General features: G+C 42.5%; 14 protein-coding genes. 11 read left to right on the top strand and 3 right to left on the bottom strand.

The genetic code is table 11. The annotated features are described in order from the left end of the window. Positions 1 to 17: 17 nt before the first annotated feature. The 5 genes from uvrA (at position 18) to nusB (ending at position 5,400) form a co-directional block, all read left to right on the top strand. Entirely contained in the window at positions 18 to 2,843 is a 2,826-nt protein-coding gene (gene uvrA, locus AC3E8G_RS01325; RefSeq protein WP_154857422.1) for an excinuclease ABC subunit UvrA, read from the top strand. Continuing rightward, complete coding sequence (locus tag AC3E8G_RS01330; protein ID WP_490676844.1) at positions 2,840 to 3,907, top strand: M24 family metallopeptidase; 1,068 nt, start codon at positions 2,840 to 2,842, stop codon at positions 3,905 to 3,907. The genes uvrA and AC3E8G_RS01330 overlap by 4 nt, the downstream gene beginning before the upstream one ends. A gap of 85 nt (positions 3,908 to 3,992) precedes the next feature. Then, the gene (gene efp, locus AC3E8G_RS01335) at positions 3,993 to 4,553 is read left to right on the top strand and encodes an elongation factor P (protein WP_006595686.1); all 561 of its coding nucleotides are present in this window, start codon (positions 3,993 to 3,995) and stop codon (positions 4,551 to 4,553) included. Positions 4,554 to 4,589: 36 nt separating this feature from the next. Beyond that, on the top strand, positions 4,590 to 4,979 hold the full coding sequence (locus AC3E8G_RS01340; RefSeq protein WP_006595687.1) for an Asp23/Gls24 family envelope stress response protein: 390 nt from the start codon (positions 4,590 to 4,592) through the stop codon (positions 4,977 to 4,979). Further along, a complete protein-coding gene (gene nusB, locus AC3E8G_RS01345) occupies positions 4,972 to 5,400 on the top strand; it encodes a transcription antitermination factor NusB (protein WP_414285604.1) in 429 nt (142 codons plus the stop codon). The genes AC3E8G_RS01340 and nusB overlap by 8 nt, the downstream gene beginning before the upstream one ends. Positions 5,401 to 5,648: 248 nt before the next feature. Here the strand turns inward: nusB and AC3E8G_RS01350 are convergent, their stop codons facing one another. Then, positions 5,649 to 6,614 carry a LacI family DNA-binding transcriptional regulator gene (locus tag AC3E8G_RS01350; protein WP_048716431.1) on the bottom strand — a complete coding sequence of 322 codons (966 nt, stop codon included), beginning with the start codon at positions 6,612 to 6,614 and terminating at the stop codon, positions 5,649 to 5,651. Next, positions 6,595 to 8,049: a sucrose-6-phosphate hydrolase gene (locus AC3E8G_RS01355; RefSeq protein WP_414285606.1), complete on the bottom strand. Its 1,455-nt coding sequence runs from the start codon at positions 8,047 to 8,049 to the stop codon at positions 6,595 to 6,597. Before AC3E8G_RS01355 ends, AC3E8G_RS01350 begins: the two co-directional genes overlap by 20 nt. Before the next feature lie 380 nt (positions 8,050 to 8,429). On the opposite strand from AC3E8G_RS01355, the gene AC3E8G_RS01360 reads away from it, so the two are divergent. The 4 genes from AC3E8G_RS01360 to AC3E8G_RS01375 all read left to right on the top strand — a co-directional run bounded on the left by AC3E8G_RS01360 (position 8,430) and on the right by AC3E8G_RS01375 (position 12,521). After that, on the top strand, positions 8,430 to 10,349 hold the full coding sequence (locus tag AC3E8G_RS01360) for a sucrose-specific PTS transporter subunit IIBC (protein ID WP_293886997.1): 1,920 nt from the start codon (positions 8,430 to 8,432) through the stop codon (positions 10,347 to 10,349). A 199-nt stretch (positions 10,350 to 10,548) separates the two neighbouring features. After that, positions 10,549 to 11,442, top strand: coding sequence for a fructokinase ScrK (scrK, locus tag AC3E8G_RS01365; RefSeq protein WP_490676845.1), 894 nt, complete (start codon positions 10,549 to 10,551; stop codon positions 11,440 to 11,442). Positions 11,443 to 11,549: 107 nt separating this feature from the next. After that, the gene (locus tag AC3E8G_RS01370; protein WP_048691122.1) at positions 11,550 to 11,960 is read left to right on the top strand and encodes a peptide deformylase; all 411 of its coding nucleotides are present in this window, start codon (positions 11,550 to 11,552) and stop codon (positions 11,958 to 11,960) included. Positions 11,961 to 12,005: 45 nt separating this feature from the next. Beyond that, a complete protein-coding gene (locus tag AC3E8G_RS01375; RefSeq protein WP_414285609.1) occupies positions 12,006 to 12,521 on the top strand; it encodes a phosphatase PAP2 family protein in 516 nt (171 codons plus the stop codon). A 303-nt stretch (positions 12,522 to 12,824) separates the two neighbouring features. Here the strand turns inward: AC3E8G_RS01375 and queG are convergent, their stop codons facing one another. After that, on the bottom strand, positions 12,825 to 13,958 hold the full coding sequence (gene queG, locus AC3E8G_RS01380) for a tRNA epoxyqueuosine(34) reductase QueG (RefSeq protein WP_490676846.1): 1,134 nt from the start codon (positions 13,956 to 13,958) through the stop codon (positions 12,825 to 12,827). A gap of 143 nt (positions 13,959 to 14,101) precedes the next feature. Here queG and manA point away from each other — a divergent pair, with 143 nt between their 5' ends. After that, a complete protein-coding gene (gene manA / locus AC3E8G_RS01385) occupies positions 14,102 to 15,046 on the top strand; it encodes a mannose-6-phosphate isomerase, class I (protein ID WP_233331201.1) in 945 nt (314 codons plus the stop codon). A 127-nt stretch (positions 15,047 to 15,173) separates the two neighbouring features. Next, a complete protein-coding gene (locus tag AC3E8G_RS01390; protein WP_490676848.1) occupies positions 15,174 to 15,914 on the top strand; it encodes a MerR family transcriptional regulator in 741 nt (246 codons plus the stop codon). Positions 15,915 to 16,017 lie beyond the last annotated feature (103 nt).

Consider the following 16,017-nt stretch of genomic DNA (forward strand, 5'->3'; position numbering starts at 1 on the left):
GATGAAAAGTGGAAGAAATGCTCGATAAAATTGTCATTCATGGAGCGCGTGCTCATAATTTAAAAAATATTGATGTTGAAATCCCTCGAGATAAGCTGGTCGTGGTCACTGGTCTATCAGGTTCTGGGAAATCGAGCTTAGCCTTTGACACTCTCTATGCGGAAGGACAAAGACGTTATGTAGAGAGCCTGTCAGCCTATGCTCGTCAGTTTTTAGGAAATATGGAAAAACCCGATGTGGACTCGATTGATGGCCTAAGTCCAGCCATTTCCATTGACCAAAAAACAACCAGCAAAAATCCGCGGTCAACGGTTGGAACGACAACTGAAATCAACGATTACTTACGTCTTCTCTATGCTCGTGTGGGGACTCCCTACTGTATCAATGGGCATGGAGCGATTACTGCTTCTTCAGTTGAGCAAATTGTTGACCAAGTTTTGGAATTACCAGAGCGCCAACGCCTGCAAATCTTAGCGCCTATTGTTCGTAAGAAAAAAGGCCAGCATAAGAATATCATCGAAAAGGTGCAAAAAGACGGCTATGTCCGGGTGCGTGTGGATGGCGAGATCTTTGATGTGACAGAGGTTCCAGAATTATCCAAAAGCCAACAGCACACAATTGAGGTTGTCGTAGACCGGATTGTCATCAAAGATGGCATTCGGTCCCGTCTCTTTGATTCAGTCGAAGCAGCCCTTCGGATCGCAGATGGCTACGTGGTCATCGATACCATGGACGAAAATGAACTGCTCTTTTCAGAGCATTATGCTTGCCCGGTTTGTGGCTTTACCGTCCCTGAGTTGGAACCTCGTCTCTTTTCATTTAATGCCCCCTTTGGCTCTTGTCCAGATTGTGATGGACTAGGGATCAAGCTAGAGGTGGACTTGGATTTGGTTGTTCCAGATGCTAGTAAGACTCTCCGTGAAGGAGCACTTGCACCCTGGAATCCGATTTCTTCTAACTACTATCCTCAGATGTTGGAGCAGGCCATGATCCAGTTTGGGATTGATATGGGCAAGCCATTTGAAGACTTGTCTCCAAAAGAGCGACACTTGGTTTTCTATGGTTCTGAGGGCAAGGAATTCCATTTCCATTATGAGAATGAATTTGGTGGGGTTCGCGATATTGACATTCCTTTTGAAGGGGTCGTTACCAATATTAATCGCCGTTACCACGAAACGTCTAGCGACTTTACTCGCAATCAGATGTTGTCCTACATGAATGAATTGACTTGTGTCACCTGCCATGGTTATCGCTTGAATGACCAGGCCTTGTCTGTCCGAGTAGGAGGAGAGAAGGGGCTACATATTGGGCAAATCTCTGACTTGTCCATTGAGGACCATCTTAAGGTGGTAGCTGATCTCAAATTAACCAAGAATGAGGAGACCATTGCTCGACCGATTCTCAAAGAAGTCAAGGATCGTTTGACCTTCTTGAATAATGTTGGCTTGAGCTATCTGACCCTGTCTCGCTCGGCCGGGACTTTATCTGGGGGAGAGAGTCAACGGATTCGCTTGGCTACTCAGATTGGATCAAACCTCTCAGGTGTCCTCTATATTCTGGATGAGCCTTCGATCGGTCTTCATCAGCGGGACAATGACCGCTTGATTGCCAGTCTCAAGAAGATGCGTGATTTGGGCAATACCTTGATCGTGGTCGAACACGATGAGGATACCATGAGAGAGGCTGATTATCTGATCGACGTCGGTCCAGGAGCCGGTATCTTTGGAGGCGAGATTGTTGCGGCTGGAACACCTAAGCAGGTAGCACGCAATAGCAAATCCATCACTGGTCAGTACCTCTCTGGAAAACGTGCTATTCCTGTACCAACGGAACGGCGGGTAGGCAACGGTCGCTTTATCGAATTGACAGGGGCTGCTGAAAATAACTTAAAAGATGTGACAGCACGCTTCCCGCTGGGCAAGTTCATTGCTGTAACAGGCGTTTCTGGCTCAGGGAAGTCCACCTTGGTCAACAGTATTTTGAAAAAAACGCTGGCGCAAAAATTGAATCGTAATTCAGAGAAACCAGGGAAATACAAGACTATTTCAGGAGTTGAGCACATTGATCGACTGATTGATATTGATCAAAGTCCGATTGGCCGCACTCCACGCTCCAATCCGGCTACCTATACAGGTGTATTTGACGACATTCGCGATCTTTTTGCCCAAACCAATGAAGCCAAGATTAGAGGCTACAAAAAAGGCCGCTTTAGTTTCAACGTTAAAGGAGGTCGGTGTGAGGCTTGTTCGGGAGATGGGATCATCAAGATTGAGATGCATTTCCTACCGGATGTCTATGTACCGTGTGAAGTCTGCCATGGGCGACGCTACAACAGTGAAACCCTAGAAGTTCACTATAAAGAAAAGAACATCTCCCAGATTTTGGACATGACCGTCAATGACGCGGTGGATTTCTTTAAACATATTCCAAAGATTAATCGCAAATTACAGACCATCAAGGACGTCGGCTTGGGCTATGTGACCCTGGGACAGCCGGCAACGACACTTTCTGGTGGAGAAGCCCAGCGGATGAAGCTAGCTTCAGAGCTTCATAAGCGCTCAACTGGCAAGTCCTTCTATATCTTGGATGAGCCGACAACAGGTCTTCATACAGAGGATATCTCCCGTCTGCTCAAGGTTTTGGAACGCTTTGTGGATGATGGCAATACTGTTTTGGTTATTGAGCACAACTTGGATGTCATTAAGACAGCGGACCATATCATCGACTTAGGACCAGAAGGTGGAGTCGGTGGTGGTACCATTATTGCGACAGGAACACCAGAAGAAGTAGCCAGCAACCCAGCTAGCTTTACAGGACAGTATTTGAAAGGGAAATTACAATGAACCAACGAATTACAAATCTACGAACTAAAATGAAGGGACAGGATCTAAAAGCTGTCCTCATTAACAACTTGAAAAATGTCTACTATTTGACAGGTTTCTGGGGATCAAATGGGACTGTCTTGGTGACAGAAGAGCGCGTGGTCCTCTTTACAGATTCTCGCTACACCATTCATGCCCATGCGACTTGCTTCCCCTTTGTTGAGATTGTGGAAACCCGCAATGAATTGGAAGAAGCAGCAAAAATTGTCAAAGACGCAGCGATCCAAGAACTTGGCTTTGAGGATGAGATCACAGTTGCCTACCATACCCGTCTAGCGACCGCTTTCTCAGGAGTCGCTCTAAGAGCCTTGTCTGATTTTGTAATGGAGTTTCGTTTGATTAAAGATGAGACAGAAGTAGCAACCATCCGCAAGGCCTGCAGTATTTCAGATCAAGCCTTCCTAGATGTGCTAGAGTTTATCAAGGTTGGCCAAACAACAGAATTAGAAGCGGCGACCTTCCTCGATTTCAGAATGCGGGAATTGGGAGCGTCAGGTGTATCCTTTGATATCATCTCCGCTGCGGGAGAGCGCTCTGCTATGCCCCATGCGACTCCAAGTGATCGCATCATCTCTGCTGGGGATGCCTTGACCTTGGACTTTGGCTGTCTTTACAACCATTACGTCAGTGATATGACCCGGACCATTTATGCAGGTCATGTCAGCGATAAGGAAAGAGAAATCTACGAAACGGTCTTGAAAGCCAACCAAGCTCTCATTGCTGAAGCTAAGGATGGACTCGGTTTCCGTGAGTTTGATAAAATTCCTCGAGATATTATTGAAGCTGCAGGATACGGCCAGTACTTTACTCATGGAATTGGCCACGGAATTGGCTTGGACATCCATGAAGAGCCTTATTTCAGTCAAACTTCCAAAGAAGTTATCAAGGCCGGCATGGTCTTGACAGATGAGCCAGGGATCTACATTGAAGGCCTATCTGGTGTCCGGATTGAAGATGATCTCTTGATTACGGAAACTGGCTGTGAAGTCTTGACCTTGGCACCGAAAGAATTGATTGTGATCTAAGGAAATTTGCAGAGACAGATTTGAGAAATCTGAGCATTTGTGATAAAATAAAGAGTAATATATTTTTAAAAAGAGGTATGAAAACATGATTGAAGCAAGTAAGTTGAAAGCTGGTATGACCTTTGAAACAGCTGATGGAAAATTGATCCGCGTTTTGGAAGCTAGCCACCACAAACCAGGTAAAGGAAACACCATCATGCGTATGAAATTGCGTGATGTTCGTACTGGTTCAACTTTTGATACAAGCTACCGTCCAGAAGAAAAATTTGAGCAAGCTATTATTGAAACTGTACCAGCTCAATACTTGTATAAAATGGATGATACAGCTTACTTCATGAATACTGAAACATATGACCAATATGAAATTCCTGTTGTCAATGTTGAGAACGAATTGCTTTACATCCTTGAAAACTCAGAAGTGAAAATCCAATTCTACGGAAGCGAAGTGATTGGGGTGACTGTTCCTACAACTGTTGAATTGACAGTTGCTGAAACTCAACCATCTATTAAAGGTGCTACAGTGACAGGTTCTGGTAAACCAGCTACAATGGAAACAGGTCTTGTGGTAAACGTTCCAGACTTCATCGAAGCAGGACAAAAATTGATTATCAATACAGCTGAAGGAACTTACGTTTCTCGTGCCTAATCAGCTCTAAAATAGGTCTGATAGAAAGGAACTTCTATGGCAACTGAACAATACGGCGAAATCGTCATTGCACCTCGTGTGCTAGAAAAAATTATTGCGATTGCGACTGCAAAAGTAGATGGTGTTCATTCTCTTGAAAACAAGAGTGTATCGGATAGCCTTTCAAAACGTGCTCTTGGACGTGGGGTTTACCTTCGTACACAAGAAGATGGTCAAATCTCTGTTGATATTTACCTCTATCTAGAGTATGGTGTAGCAGTCCCTAAAGTAGCGGTTGCGATCCAAAAAGCAGTAAAAACAGCTGTCTACAATATGGCAGATGTGACCTTGGATGATGTCAATATCCATGTGGTTGGAATCGTGACTGAAAAAGCAGCGAAACCTGATTTGAAAGATTTGTTTAATGAGGATTTCCTCAATGACTGATATTTTATTTGAATCACGTCGTGATCTACGGGAGCGTGCCTTTCAAGCTCTAATGAGTTTAGAGTATGAAGGGGATGTTGTAGAAGCGTGTCGATTTGCTTTTACTCATGACAAAGAGGAAACAGACCAGGAAGTGGAAATTCCAGCTTTTCTACTCAATTTGGTATCTGGTGTTCGTCAATCAAAGGATGAATTGGATCAACAGATTGCCAAACACTTGAAAACTGGATGGACCGTCGAACGCTTGACTCTAGTGGAGAAAAACATTCTTCGTTTGGGTGTGTTCGAAATCACTTCCTTTGATACCCCTCAGCTGGTTGCAGTGAATGAAGCAATTGAATTAGCTAAAACATTTTCAGATGAAAAATCTGCTCGGTTTGTGAATGGTGTCTTAAGCCAATTCGTAACGGAAGCAGAATAAGATAGAAAAGAAACCACCTTCACGGGTGGTTTCTTTTTGAGTATAGAGCTTCGCTTGATCATGATAAGGAAAAAGACTGGTACAAAAGTCCGGCCTCTCAATTGACTTTGGATTGTCGAACAAGACGCAGTGGTTGAGTGGGCTCTACTGCGCTGATTTTATCAGCTTTTACAGCCCTACTCAACTGTGCGGAGGTGGGACGACGAAATCGAATTCTAACGAATTACCGATTTCTGTCCCACTCTCTTTTAAACACTTTTGCCAGGTAAAACACTCACTGGGAGAAAATAGCCTGTTGTTTTTACGTCTTTTCCTTCGATTTTTTGAAGAAGAAGGTCGACCGTCAGGCGAGCAATTTCCTGTAAGGGTTGCTTGATGGTGGTGAGACGGGGGAAATAATTTTCGATAAAGTAGGTCCCGTCATAGCCAATGATCTTCAGGTCTTCTGGAATGGCAATGCCGAGTTCGTCAGCGATTTTCATCACCAAAATAGCCGTTAGATCGTCAGACGCAAAGATGGCATCCGGTTTTTGCTGGGTCAAGATGGACTTGATTTCCATTTCTTTGCGAATGGGTGAATAATCACTGGAAACATTGATAATTTGTGCTTCTGGTAGGACGGAAGCAAAGCCAGCATGCCGGAGGCCAGTAGGGGAATTGGAGTTATCATTCCCTGTGAGCATGATAATCTTTTTTGCCCCTGTCTTGGCAAGGGTTTCCGCAGCGAGAACGCCCCCAGCGTAGTTATCCGACGAGACGACCGGAATCTCAGGGGAGAGGTTCCGGTCAAAGGCGATAATAGGAGCTGTGACCCGGTTATAGTCTTCAATTCCTAGATTATGACTACCAGAAATAATCCCATCTACTTGATTGGCTTCTAGCATTTCGATGTATTCACGTTCTTTTTCCGAATCATGCTCGCTATTACAAATAATAGTTTTGTACCCATGTTTAAACAGTTCTTCTTCCAGTTTATCGATTAATTCTGCATAGAAGACATGGCTGATTTTGGGGAAGATTAAGCCGATTAACTTGGCTGATTTTCCTTGTAGGCTCCGAGCAATCGTATTGGGCTTGTAGCCCAATTCTCTCATGGCCTCTTTAACTTTTGAGACAGTTTTTTCAGATAAATAGCCCTTTTTGTTAATGACTCGTGAAACTGTCGTGGGGCTGACGCCAGCTAATTTGGCGACATCAGTGAGCTTTGCGACCATAGTCTAGTTCGTAGTATGTTCCAGTAGGTGTTCCGGATTTGATCAAGATACCAGTTTGATCAGCATGCGGGAAGACGCGACCAGAGAATACCTTTTCTCCTTTGTTGATAAAGATTTCAAAAATCGAGTTATCGATGAAAATTGTAGCAGTTGTCGCTTGGTTTTCTATCGGGCAAGTACGAGTAGTCCCAAATTTTTGGGCATATTGTTCGCCAGCTTGGCTACGGTCGACAATGACTTGACCATTTGCAATATCAAAAGTAATAGAAAGTCCTTTGCCTTCTTTATCGGCTAGGAGAACAATCTCACTTTTGCTATTGGCTTCAAAGGCTAATTCTAACTCGTAGCAATTATTGGTTTTTTCCTTGTTTGTAAACTCGTAAGAAGTGGAGCGGAGCTCTTTTACTGCTTCGACCGGATATTGATAAAGTTTACCGTTCTGAATAGTTAACTCTTTGACTAAAGAGAAGGCTCCTTGGTGGTCATAGCGATCGGATGGGTATGCGACATCTGGTAGACCTAACCAGCTAACCGTTAAGGCTCTTCCATCAGGAGTGTTGAAGCCTTGAGTTGCATAGGCTTCGAAGCCGTAGTCCAAGTTGTGTAATTCAGATACGTCAACGAGACGAGCTTGTTCAGGATCAAAGGAAGCCCCAATCTTATACATATTTGGGTAGATATTATCGTAGTCGAGGACTGCTTTGTCCAAACCTTGAGGGCAATACAGAAGGACAGGTTGCTCTCCGACGAAGACCAAGTTTGGACACTCCATCATATAAGCTGTACAATCATTGTTGAAATCAAGATTGCCTACTTCAACCCAGTTGGTATAATCGTTATTCACCGCTTTGTAAAGGCGAACGAATCCTTTTTTCTCAAGGTCTTGACCACCGACTATGGCATAGTATTGATCTTTGAATTTAAAAATTTGTGGGTCGCGGAAATGATCGGTAGCATCCTCTGGTTGATTAATGAGAATTTGGTCGATTTTTTCGAGGTTTCCATCCTGGTCTAAGAGGGCCCCGATTTGGTAGGGATGACGGATCCAGTTCTCGTCTCGTACATTTCCTGTATAGAATAAAAATAGTTTGTCATCGAATTGCATAGCTGAACCAGAATAGGCTCCATGGCTATCCAAAGGTGTGTCTGGTAAAACCTTAAGACCAGTTTCTTTAAAATGAACTAAATCATCACTTTCCAGTTGTACCCAAGACTTCAATCCGTGAGCGGCTCCAAAGGGAAAATTCTGGTAAAAGAGAATCCATTTACCATTAAAATAGGAGAAACCATTCGGGTCATTTAAAAGGCCGGTTTTGGGTTCGACATGGTAATGAGTATGCCAAGGAGAATTAGCCATGTTTTCTTTTATTTGTTTCTTTTCTTCTTCGGTCCAGTCTTCATACCGTTTGTACCGAAGTTCTGTTGTCCATTCCATTTGACTCCTCCAAAATTTTTCTTACTTCCATAGTACCGATTTCTATAAAAAAAAGCAAGACTTTGGCCAAAGAATTGAGAAAAAATGTCAAACGTTTATCATAAAATATCGAGGTGGAGGCTAGATTTGATTTATGAAAACAAATGAAAGAATGAAAGTTTTTGAAAATTTAAAAACCTGATAAAGTCCATATTCTACATTAGACAGGCGTTTGGCTGAATGAAAATCAAAAGTACTATTTTCAAACCATCAAAAATTGCAAATAAATACCAAAAACTTTCTGCAAAACGGTTGACATATTCTTAATACGTGGTACAATTAAATGCGTAGAGACGGGTGAACCGTTTTCAAAACAATAAAAAATAAGGAGATTTTTGCAAATGTCAAATACAGAAATTGCAAAAAAAGTCATCGATGCAATCGGTGGAGTTGAGAACGTTAGCAGTGTTGCTCACTGTGCGACTCGTCTTCGCGTGATGGTCAAAGATGAAGCAAAAATCAACAAAGATGTTGTTGAGAACATTGAAAAAGTACAGGGAGCTTTCTTTAACTCAGGTCAATACCAAATCATCTTTGGTACTGGTACTGTAAACAAGATCTACGATGAAGTAGTAGCTCTAGGCTTGCCAACTTCATCAAAAGATGAAATGAAAGCTGAAGCCGCTAAACAAGGAAATTGGTTCCAACGAGCTATTCGTACCTTCGGGGATGTTTTTGTCCCAATTTTACCAGCAATCGTTGCAACTGGTTTGTTTATGGGAATTCGTGGTGCTATTGCTCAAGACCAAGTGTTGGCTTTGTTTGGTACTACAGCAGACGCATTTAAATCTACAGATTTCTATACCTATTCAACAATTTTAACCGATACTGCGTTTGCCTTCTTCCCAGCCTTGATTTCATGGTCTGCATTCCGAGTATTTGGTGGAAATCCTGTTCTTGGGATTGTAATTGGTTTGATGATGGTTAGTCCGACACTTCCAAATGCGTGGGTTGTAGCGGAAGATCCTTCTAAAGCAGCAACGTTCTTTGGTATCTTCCATCATGTAGTTGGATTCCAGAACTCAGTTCTTCCCGCTTTCTTCGTTGGTCTAATTGGTGCGAAACTTGAAAAATGGCTCCATAAGAAAATTCCAGATGTCTTAGATTTGTTATTGGTTCCATTATTTACATTAACAATCATGTCATTCCTCGCCTTGTTTATTATTGGACCATTCTTCCACAGCATCGAGGAACATGTACTGAATGCAACTAAGTTTATTTTAAATTTACCATTCGGTCTTGCAGGTCTTCTTATCGGTGGGGTTCATCAGTTGATTGTTGTTACTGGTGTCCATCATATTTTTAATCTTCTTGAATCGCAATTAATTACTTCGGATAAAAAAGATCCATTTAATGCAATTATTACAGCTGCTATGACTGCACAAGCTGGTGCGACTTTAGCTGTGGCAGTGAAATCAAAATCTCAAAAAGTGAAAGCTTTAGCATTTCCTGCAACTATTTCTGCCTTATTAGGTATTACTGAGCCAGCAATCTTTGGTGTGAACTTGCGTTATGTGAAACCATTCGTTATTGCTTTGGGAGCAGGTGCTGTAGGTGGTTGGATTGCATCTATGTTAAACCTTGCTGGTACAGGATTTGGTATTACAATTATTCCAGGAACACTTCTCTATCTAAATGGTCAATTATTGAAATATGTATTTATGGTTGTATTTACAACTGCACTAAGTTTCGGTTTGACATATATGTTTGGTTATGAAGATGAAGCTTCATCAGTTCGTGCAGAGGACGAAGAAGCTGGTGCAATTATTGAAGAAGAAACAACTGGAACTGTTCCAGCATCTCTTCAAGATGAAACCATCATCTCTCCAATCGTTGGGCAAGCTGTTGCTTTAGAAAATGTGAATGACCCTGTATTCTCAAGCGGTGCTATGGGTCAAGGGATTGCAGTGAAGCCATCTGAAGGTGTCGTTTATGCTCCTGCAGATGCTGAAGTAACGATTGCTTTTGCAACTGGACATGCCTTCGGTTTGAAGACAGCGAATGGTGCTGAAATCTTGATCCACGTTGGGATCGACACTGTTTCAATGAATGGTGACGGTTTTGAGAAAAAAGTTGCTCAAGGTGACAAGGTCAAAGCTGGAGATGTTCTTGGAACATTTGATTCTGCTAAAATTGCAGCAGCTGGTCTTGATGATACAACAATGGTCATCGTCACAAACACAGCTGACTATGCTTCAGTAACTCCAGTAGCTACTGGTGCAGTTGCTAAAGGCGATGCGATTATTGAAGTAAAAGCATAATCTAAAATATGATTGCTCAAGGACTGGTTAGGGTATCCTCCAGTCCTTGAATTTTGTTTGGAGATGAGGTTTGGAATGAAAAAGTTGCTCACCTAATGTTGAAACATAAATAAGAGTAGTTTTTTCTTTAAGGAATAGAAGTGAACCGTTTTCCTTTATGATATAATAGAAAAAAAGAGAATTGAAGAAGAGGATTGATATGACTAAATTATATGGAAGTCTTGAAGCTGGTGGAACAAAGTTTGTTTGTGCTGTAGGTGACGAAAATAATAACGTCATTGAAAAGACACAGTTTCCAACAACAACTCCTATTGAAACCCTTGATAAATGTATTGAATTTTTCTCTAAATTTGAAACTCTTGCTGGTTTAGCGATTGGCTCATTTGGACCGATTGACATTGATAAAAATTCAAAAACATATGGTTTTATTACAACAACTCCCAAACCCCATTGGGCGAATGTTGATGTAGTAGGTGCTTTCCGTCGTGCATTAAATGTACCGATTTACTTTACAACGGACGTAAATAGCTCAGCATATGGTGAAGTTGTCGCTCGTAATAATGCGGGTGCACGGATTGAAAACTTAGTCTACTACACAATCGGTACAGGAATTGGTGCAGGTGTCATCCAGCGTGGTGAATTCATTGGTGGAGTAGGACATCCTGAGATGGGCCATTACTATGTTGACAAACACCCAATGGATGTTGAAAAAGAATTTAACGGTGTGTGTCCATTCCACAGAGACTGTTTAGAAGGTCTTGCGGCTGGTCCAAGCCTGGAAGCTCGTACTGGTATTCGTGGGGAAAATATCGAGCTCAATAGCTCTGTATGGGATATCCAAGCCTACTATATTGCTCAAGCTGCTGTTAATGCGACTGTAACCTTCCGCCCAGATGTGATTGTATTTGGTGGAGGAGTGATGGCACAACAGCACATGTTGGATCGCGTTCGTGAAAAATTCACAGTATTATTGAACGGCTACTTACCAGTTCCAGATGTTCGTGACTACATCGTGACTCCTGCGGTAGCTGGAAATGGTTCAGCAACCTTGGGTAACTTTGTCTTAGCAAAACAAGTCAGCAAAAAAGACTAATCAGGTAAGGCTGAAACAACAAAAAGCATGAAATGCTAGGGGAGGGAGTTCTTCGTCGGGAAGATGGATGAATGACCTTCTCTTTTTTAAGCAAGAGAGGAGAAATGATGGAAAAAGCCATTATGAAGGATCCCTTCTTTTTGAGTCAAGTATCTGAAGAAGCGACAAAAGAGGATTTGTATCTGGCGCAAGACTTACAAGATACCTTACGAGCTCACCAGGATTCCTGTGTTGGCATGGCGGCTAATATGATTGGTGTACGCAAGCGAGTGATCATTATCCAATTTGGTTTGATGCCTTTGGTTCTCTTTAACCCTGTTCTAGTCAAGAAAGAAGGAGTTTATGAGACAGAAGAGGGGTGCCTTTCTTTGGCAGGGAGCCGAAAAACGAGCCGCTTTGAAAAGATTCAGGTCTCCTATCGCGACATGAATTGGAAGCCTCAGCTCATAAGCTTAGAAGGTTTTGCGGCCCAGATTTGCCAGCATGAGCTAGATCACCTGGAAGGGATTTTGATCTAGGTCTAGTTGCTGCTTGTTAAGGAATCGATCGAAGAGAAATTATTGATGAAAAAAGAATATTTGTTCTATGAACGGGTTAGACCATTTTTAGTCTCCCATTCCTATTATCTTTCTTTATTAAAGTGGGTCAACCGCCTCGTCACCCTGCTGATGCCACTCCTTTATGTTTATGTTCTTTGGGCAGCTTATCTGAAAGCTTCCGAGATTTGGGTTGTTCTTGCCTATTTGTTGGTTCCGGCATCTGGCTTTATGTTACTGAGTGTCATTCGAAAAGCAATCAATTGGCCCCGTCCCTATGAGATTGGCGCGTTTCCCCCTCTTTTAGAGAGAGAAGGCAAGGGGAGTTCCATGCCAAGTCGGCATGTCTTTTCGGCGGCCATCATTTCGACAGTAGCCTGGGGAGTGAATCCTCTTTTATCTAGCTTTGGCCTCCTCCTGGCTCTTCTATTGGCAGGAGTTCGTGTTCTGGCAGGACTCCATTTTGTCCGTGATGTCGTAGTCGGATTTGTCGTTGCACTCCTATGGGGGATCGTCAGTTTTTCTCTATTAGGAATTTTCTGATAGAGGTTGGATGGAAGAAGTTTTTGAATGTAGAAAAACTATTGTTTTACATAAAACAGCTAGATGATTTTTAAAAAAATGACTTTTATTTTTATTCATTAAAGAATTTGAAAAAAACTTTCCGTCCTGAGAAAAGTGCCTGAAACAGAGTTGTTTCAGGCACTCGGGAGTTTTGGAACCCTTAGATCCAAAACTAAGTCATGGAACTTCCTAGAAGTTCCATGACGTCCGTACTCACCTAAGGAAAGTTTTTAAAATTACTTTGTCTTCAATCTGAAACTGCCTAACTCAGTTAGGCAGTTTTTAATTATGTGAGATTTGGTGTTGGAATTTTTGGAAGAAGCGTTCGCGTTCTTCTATAATAGCTGGACTTGGGTTTTTGAGGGAAGTTAACAAATCAACCAAGTCAGGTGTGACTTCTCGAATCAGCTCTCCCAGTGACCAAATGGCTGTTGCAATATGAATCTGGTTTTGCGAGGTTTCGATGATTTCTAACAGTTTAGGAATAGCAGACCGGTCATTAGCATTGGCCAAAGCAATGATAGCATTACGCTGGAGAATATTCTTTCCCCGCCAACTACCAGCGACCATTCCAAATTTTTCCTTGAATTGTCCATTGGATAACTCAATAAAGGGGATTAATTCCGGATGAGCTAGTTCAGGATCGATATCAGTGGCTAGCGGATTGTCCAGACCACGGTTGTAGGGACAGCAGATTTGACAGATATCACAACCGTAGATGACCGTTTTAATCTTTTTACGGAATTCCAGATCCATCATCCCCTTGTCTTGGGTCTGAAAGGATAGGCAACGTCGGGCATTCATAGAGCCATCTCCGATTAAACAAGAAGTCGGGCAGGCTTCTACACAGCGGTTACAATCTCCGCAACCATAGTCAACGGCTTGATCGGGTTCAATCTCTAGGTTGGTGATAAGCTCCCCTAAAAACATATAAGAACCGTATTCTTTTGAGATGACGAGGCCGTTCTTTCCGATAAAGCCAACCCCTGCTCGTTGAGCAACCGCGGTATCCACTAAGGCACCGGTATCCACCATGCCCTTGTATTCGAAGTTGGCGGTTAATTCTTCAATCCCTCGTGCTAGGCGGTCTAATTTATCCTGCAAGACATAGTGATAATCAAGGCCCCAGCTATTGGGGGTGAATTTTCCGCGTTTATAGGCCGTCTTCTGAGGTTGTTGTTTTAACTTGTGGGGATAGGCAACGGCAATGGAAATAATCGTTTTAGCAGAAGCTAAACTTAAGCGTGGTTGGATTCGTTCTTCAATATTTTTGTGCTCAAAACCAGAATTTCGGCCTTCTTCCACAGCTAGGCGGAGGGATTTTTCTAAATAGGAAAAATCATCCGCAGTGGTAAAGCCAATTTTTGAAATACCAATGGAGTGAGCCAATTCGATAATGGATTCTTTGAGGTTCATATTCCTATTATAGCGGAAAGCCGGTAAAAATGCGAAAAACGTGCAAAAAATTAAAAAGAGGCTAAAGAGCTTGGCAGGGCTTTCAAAAACAAGTGGAATTTGGTATAATAAGGTATTGAATACAAGGATATATGGAGGCAGGTATGTCACAACCGCTATTTTTACAATCAGTTATGCAGGAAAAAATTTGGGGTGGAACTAGATTACGAGATGAGTTTGGCTATGAAATCCCGAGCGATCATGTTGGTGAATACTGGGCTATTTCGGCCCATCCACATGGTGTTTCTGTTGTTAAGAATGGACCTTATGCTGGAATGGGCTTAGACCAACTATATGCAGAGCATCGCGAATTGTTTGGGAATCGACCAGAACCGGTCTTTCCTTTGTTGACAAAGATTCTAGATGCTAATGACTGGCTCAGTGTTCAGGTTCACCCAGATGATGCCTATGGAATGGAGCATGAAGGAGAACTTGGGAAAACTGAATGCTGGTACATTATTGCCGCTGATGAAGGGGCAGAGATTATCTATGGTCACCACGCTCAGTCTAAGGAAGAATTGCGTCAAATGATTGAAGCCAAAGAATGGGATGATCTGTTAGCGCGGGTTCCTGTGAAAGCGGGAGATTTCTTCTATGTGCCAAGTGGAACCATGCATGCCATCGGTTCAGGTATCTTAATCTTGGAAACCCAGCAATCAAGCGACACGACCTATCGAGTTTACGACTTTGATCGCAAAGATGATCAAGGAAATTTACGTGAGTTGCACATTGAACAGTCCATTGATGTGCTGAACCTAGGGGCTCCAGCGAATAGCCGACCAGTTGAGGAAAAAGTGGATCACTTGTCGTCTACTTTGTTAGTGGCCAATGACTTCTTTGGTGTTCATAAATGGGTAGTCAATGGGGAAGTTCGATTTGAAAAGACCCATGATTACAGCTTATTGAGCGTCTTAGCCGGAGAAGGGAAATTGACGGTAGCTGGAAAGGATTATCCTATTCAAAAAGGAAGTCACTTTATCTTACCGAGCGATGTTGAATCCTGGACTTTGGAAGGGCAAGGTATAGAATTGATCGTAAGTCATCCATAAAAAAGAAAGGGTTTGAGTTAAAAGCTGTGGAACAACTCAAGCCTTTTTTATCTGAAAACTATTTTTATGTTAAGTCTTGACTCTGACCTAAGGGGAGGGATTATACTATCTTTGTAAGGAGGAAATCATGTACCATATCAAAGAAGCTGCAGAGCTGTCAGGTGTCTCTGTCAAGACCTTGCACCACTATGACAAGATAGGACTTCTCGTTCCTGTCAAATCTGAAAATGGCTATCGGGTATATAGTCAAGAAGATTTAGAACGATTACAGGTGATTCTCTACTATAAGTATCTAGGGTTTTCCTTAGACCAAATAGCAGAACTCTTAGCCGAGGAAAAATCTAACTTATTGCCCCATTTGACCAAACAGTTGGACTATTTGACTCAAGAAAGGCAACGCCTGGATACCTTGATTTCCACCTTGCAAAAAACCATTCAGGAACAAAAAGGAGAAAGAAAAATGACCATTGAGGAAAAATTTACTGGATTTAGCTACCAAGATACTAAAAAATACCAGCAAGAGGCGGTAGAGAAGTACGGTCAAGAAGTCATGGATCAAGCGCTTGAACGCCAAAAAGGTCGAGAAGAGGAGGCGACAAGAGCCTTTAATCAAGTCTTTCAAGCCTTGGCGAAAAACCTCCAGGCTGGTTTGCCAGTAACAGCATCGGAAAACCAAGAAGAAGCCGCCAAACTTTTAGACGCGATTCGAACGTATGGATTTGACTGCTCTATAGAGGTTTTTGGCCATATCGGCAAAGGCTATGTCTATAATCCAGAATTCAAGGAAAACATCGACAAGTTTGGAGCTGGCACAGCCCAGTACACTTCGGATGTCATTGCCTTTTATGTCGAAAATCAAGCAAAATAAAAAAGAGAGAGTGGGACAGAAATCGGTAATTCGTTAGAATTCGATTTCGTCGTCCCACCTCCGCACAGTTGAGTAGGGCTGTAAAAGCTGATGAAATCAGCGT

It is taken from the genome of Streptococcus sp. SCPM-O-B-15294 (M123), assembly GCF_058200455.1.

What these genes read in the sequence shown, in the direction of transcription:
- uvrA (WP_154857422.1), top strand. Translation starts at nt 18, where the DNA reads ATGCTCGATAAAATTGTCATTCATGGAGCGCGTGCTCATAATTTAAAA.
- AC3E8G_RS01330 (WP_490676844.1), top strand. Translation starts at nt 2,840, where the DNA reads ATGAACCAACGAATTACAAATCTACGAACTAAAATGAAGGGACAGGAT.
- efp (WP_006595686.1), top strand. Translation starts at nt 3,993, where the DNA reads ATGATTGAAGCAAGTAAGTTGAAAGCTGGTATGACCTTTGAAACAGCT.
- AC3E8G_RS01340 (WP_006595687.1), top strand. Translation starts at nt 4,590, where the DNA reads ATGGCAACTGAACAATACGGCGAAATCGTCATTGCACCTCGTGTGCTA.
- nusB (WP_414285604.1), top strand. Translation starts at nt 4,972, where the DNA reads ATGACTGATATTTTATTTGAATCACGTCGTGATCTACGGGAGCGTGCC.
- AC3E8G_RS01350 (WP_048716431.1), bottom strand. Translation starts at nt 6,614, where the DNA reads ATGGTCGCAAAGCTCACTGATGTCGCCAAATTAGCTGGCGTCAGCCCC.
- AC3E8G_RS01355 (WP_414285606.1), bottom strand. Translation starts at nt 8,049, where the DNA reads ATGGAATGGACAACAGAACTTCGGTACAAACGGTATGAAGACTGGACC.
- AC3E8G_RS01360 (WP_293886997.1), top strand. Translation starts at nt 8,430, where the DNA reads ATGTCAAATACAGAAATTGCAAAAAAAGTCATCGATGCAATCGGTGGA.
- scrK (WP_490676845.1), top strand. Translation starts at nt 10,549, where the DNA reads ATGACTAAATTATATGGAAGTCTTGAAGCTGGTGGAACAAAGTTTGTT.
- AC3E8G_RS01370 (WP_048691122.1), top strand. Translation starts at nt 11,550, where the DNA reads ATGGAAAAAGCCATTATGAAGGATCCCTTCTTTTTGAGTCAAGTATCT.
- AC3E8G_RS01375 (WP_414285609.1), top strand. Translation starts at nt 12,006, where the DNA reads ATGAAAAAAGAATATTTGTTCTATGAACGGGTTAGACCATTTTTAGTC.
- queG (WP_490676846.1), bottom strand. Translation starts at nt 13,958, where the DNA reads ATGAACCTCAAAGAATCCATTATCGAATTGGCTCACTCCATTGGTATT.
- manA (WP_233331201.1), top strand. Translation starts at nt 14,102, where the DNA reads ATGTCACAACCGCTATTTTTACAATCAGTTATGCAGGAAAAAATTTGG.
- AC3E8G_RS01390 (WP_490676848.1), top strand. Translation starts at nt 15,174, where the DNA reads ATGTACCATATCAAAGAAGCTGCAGAGCTGTCAGGTGTCTCTGTCAAG.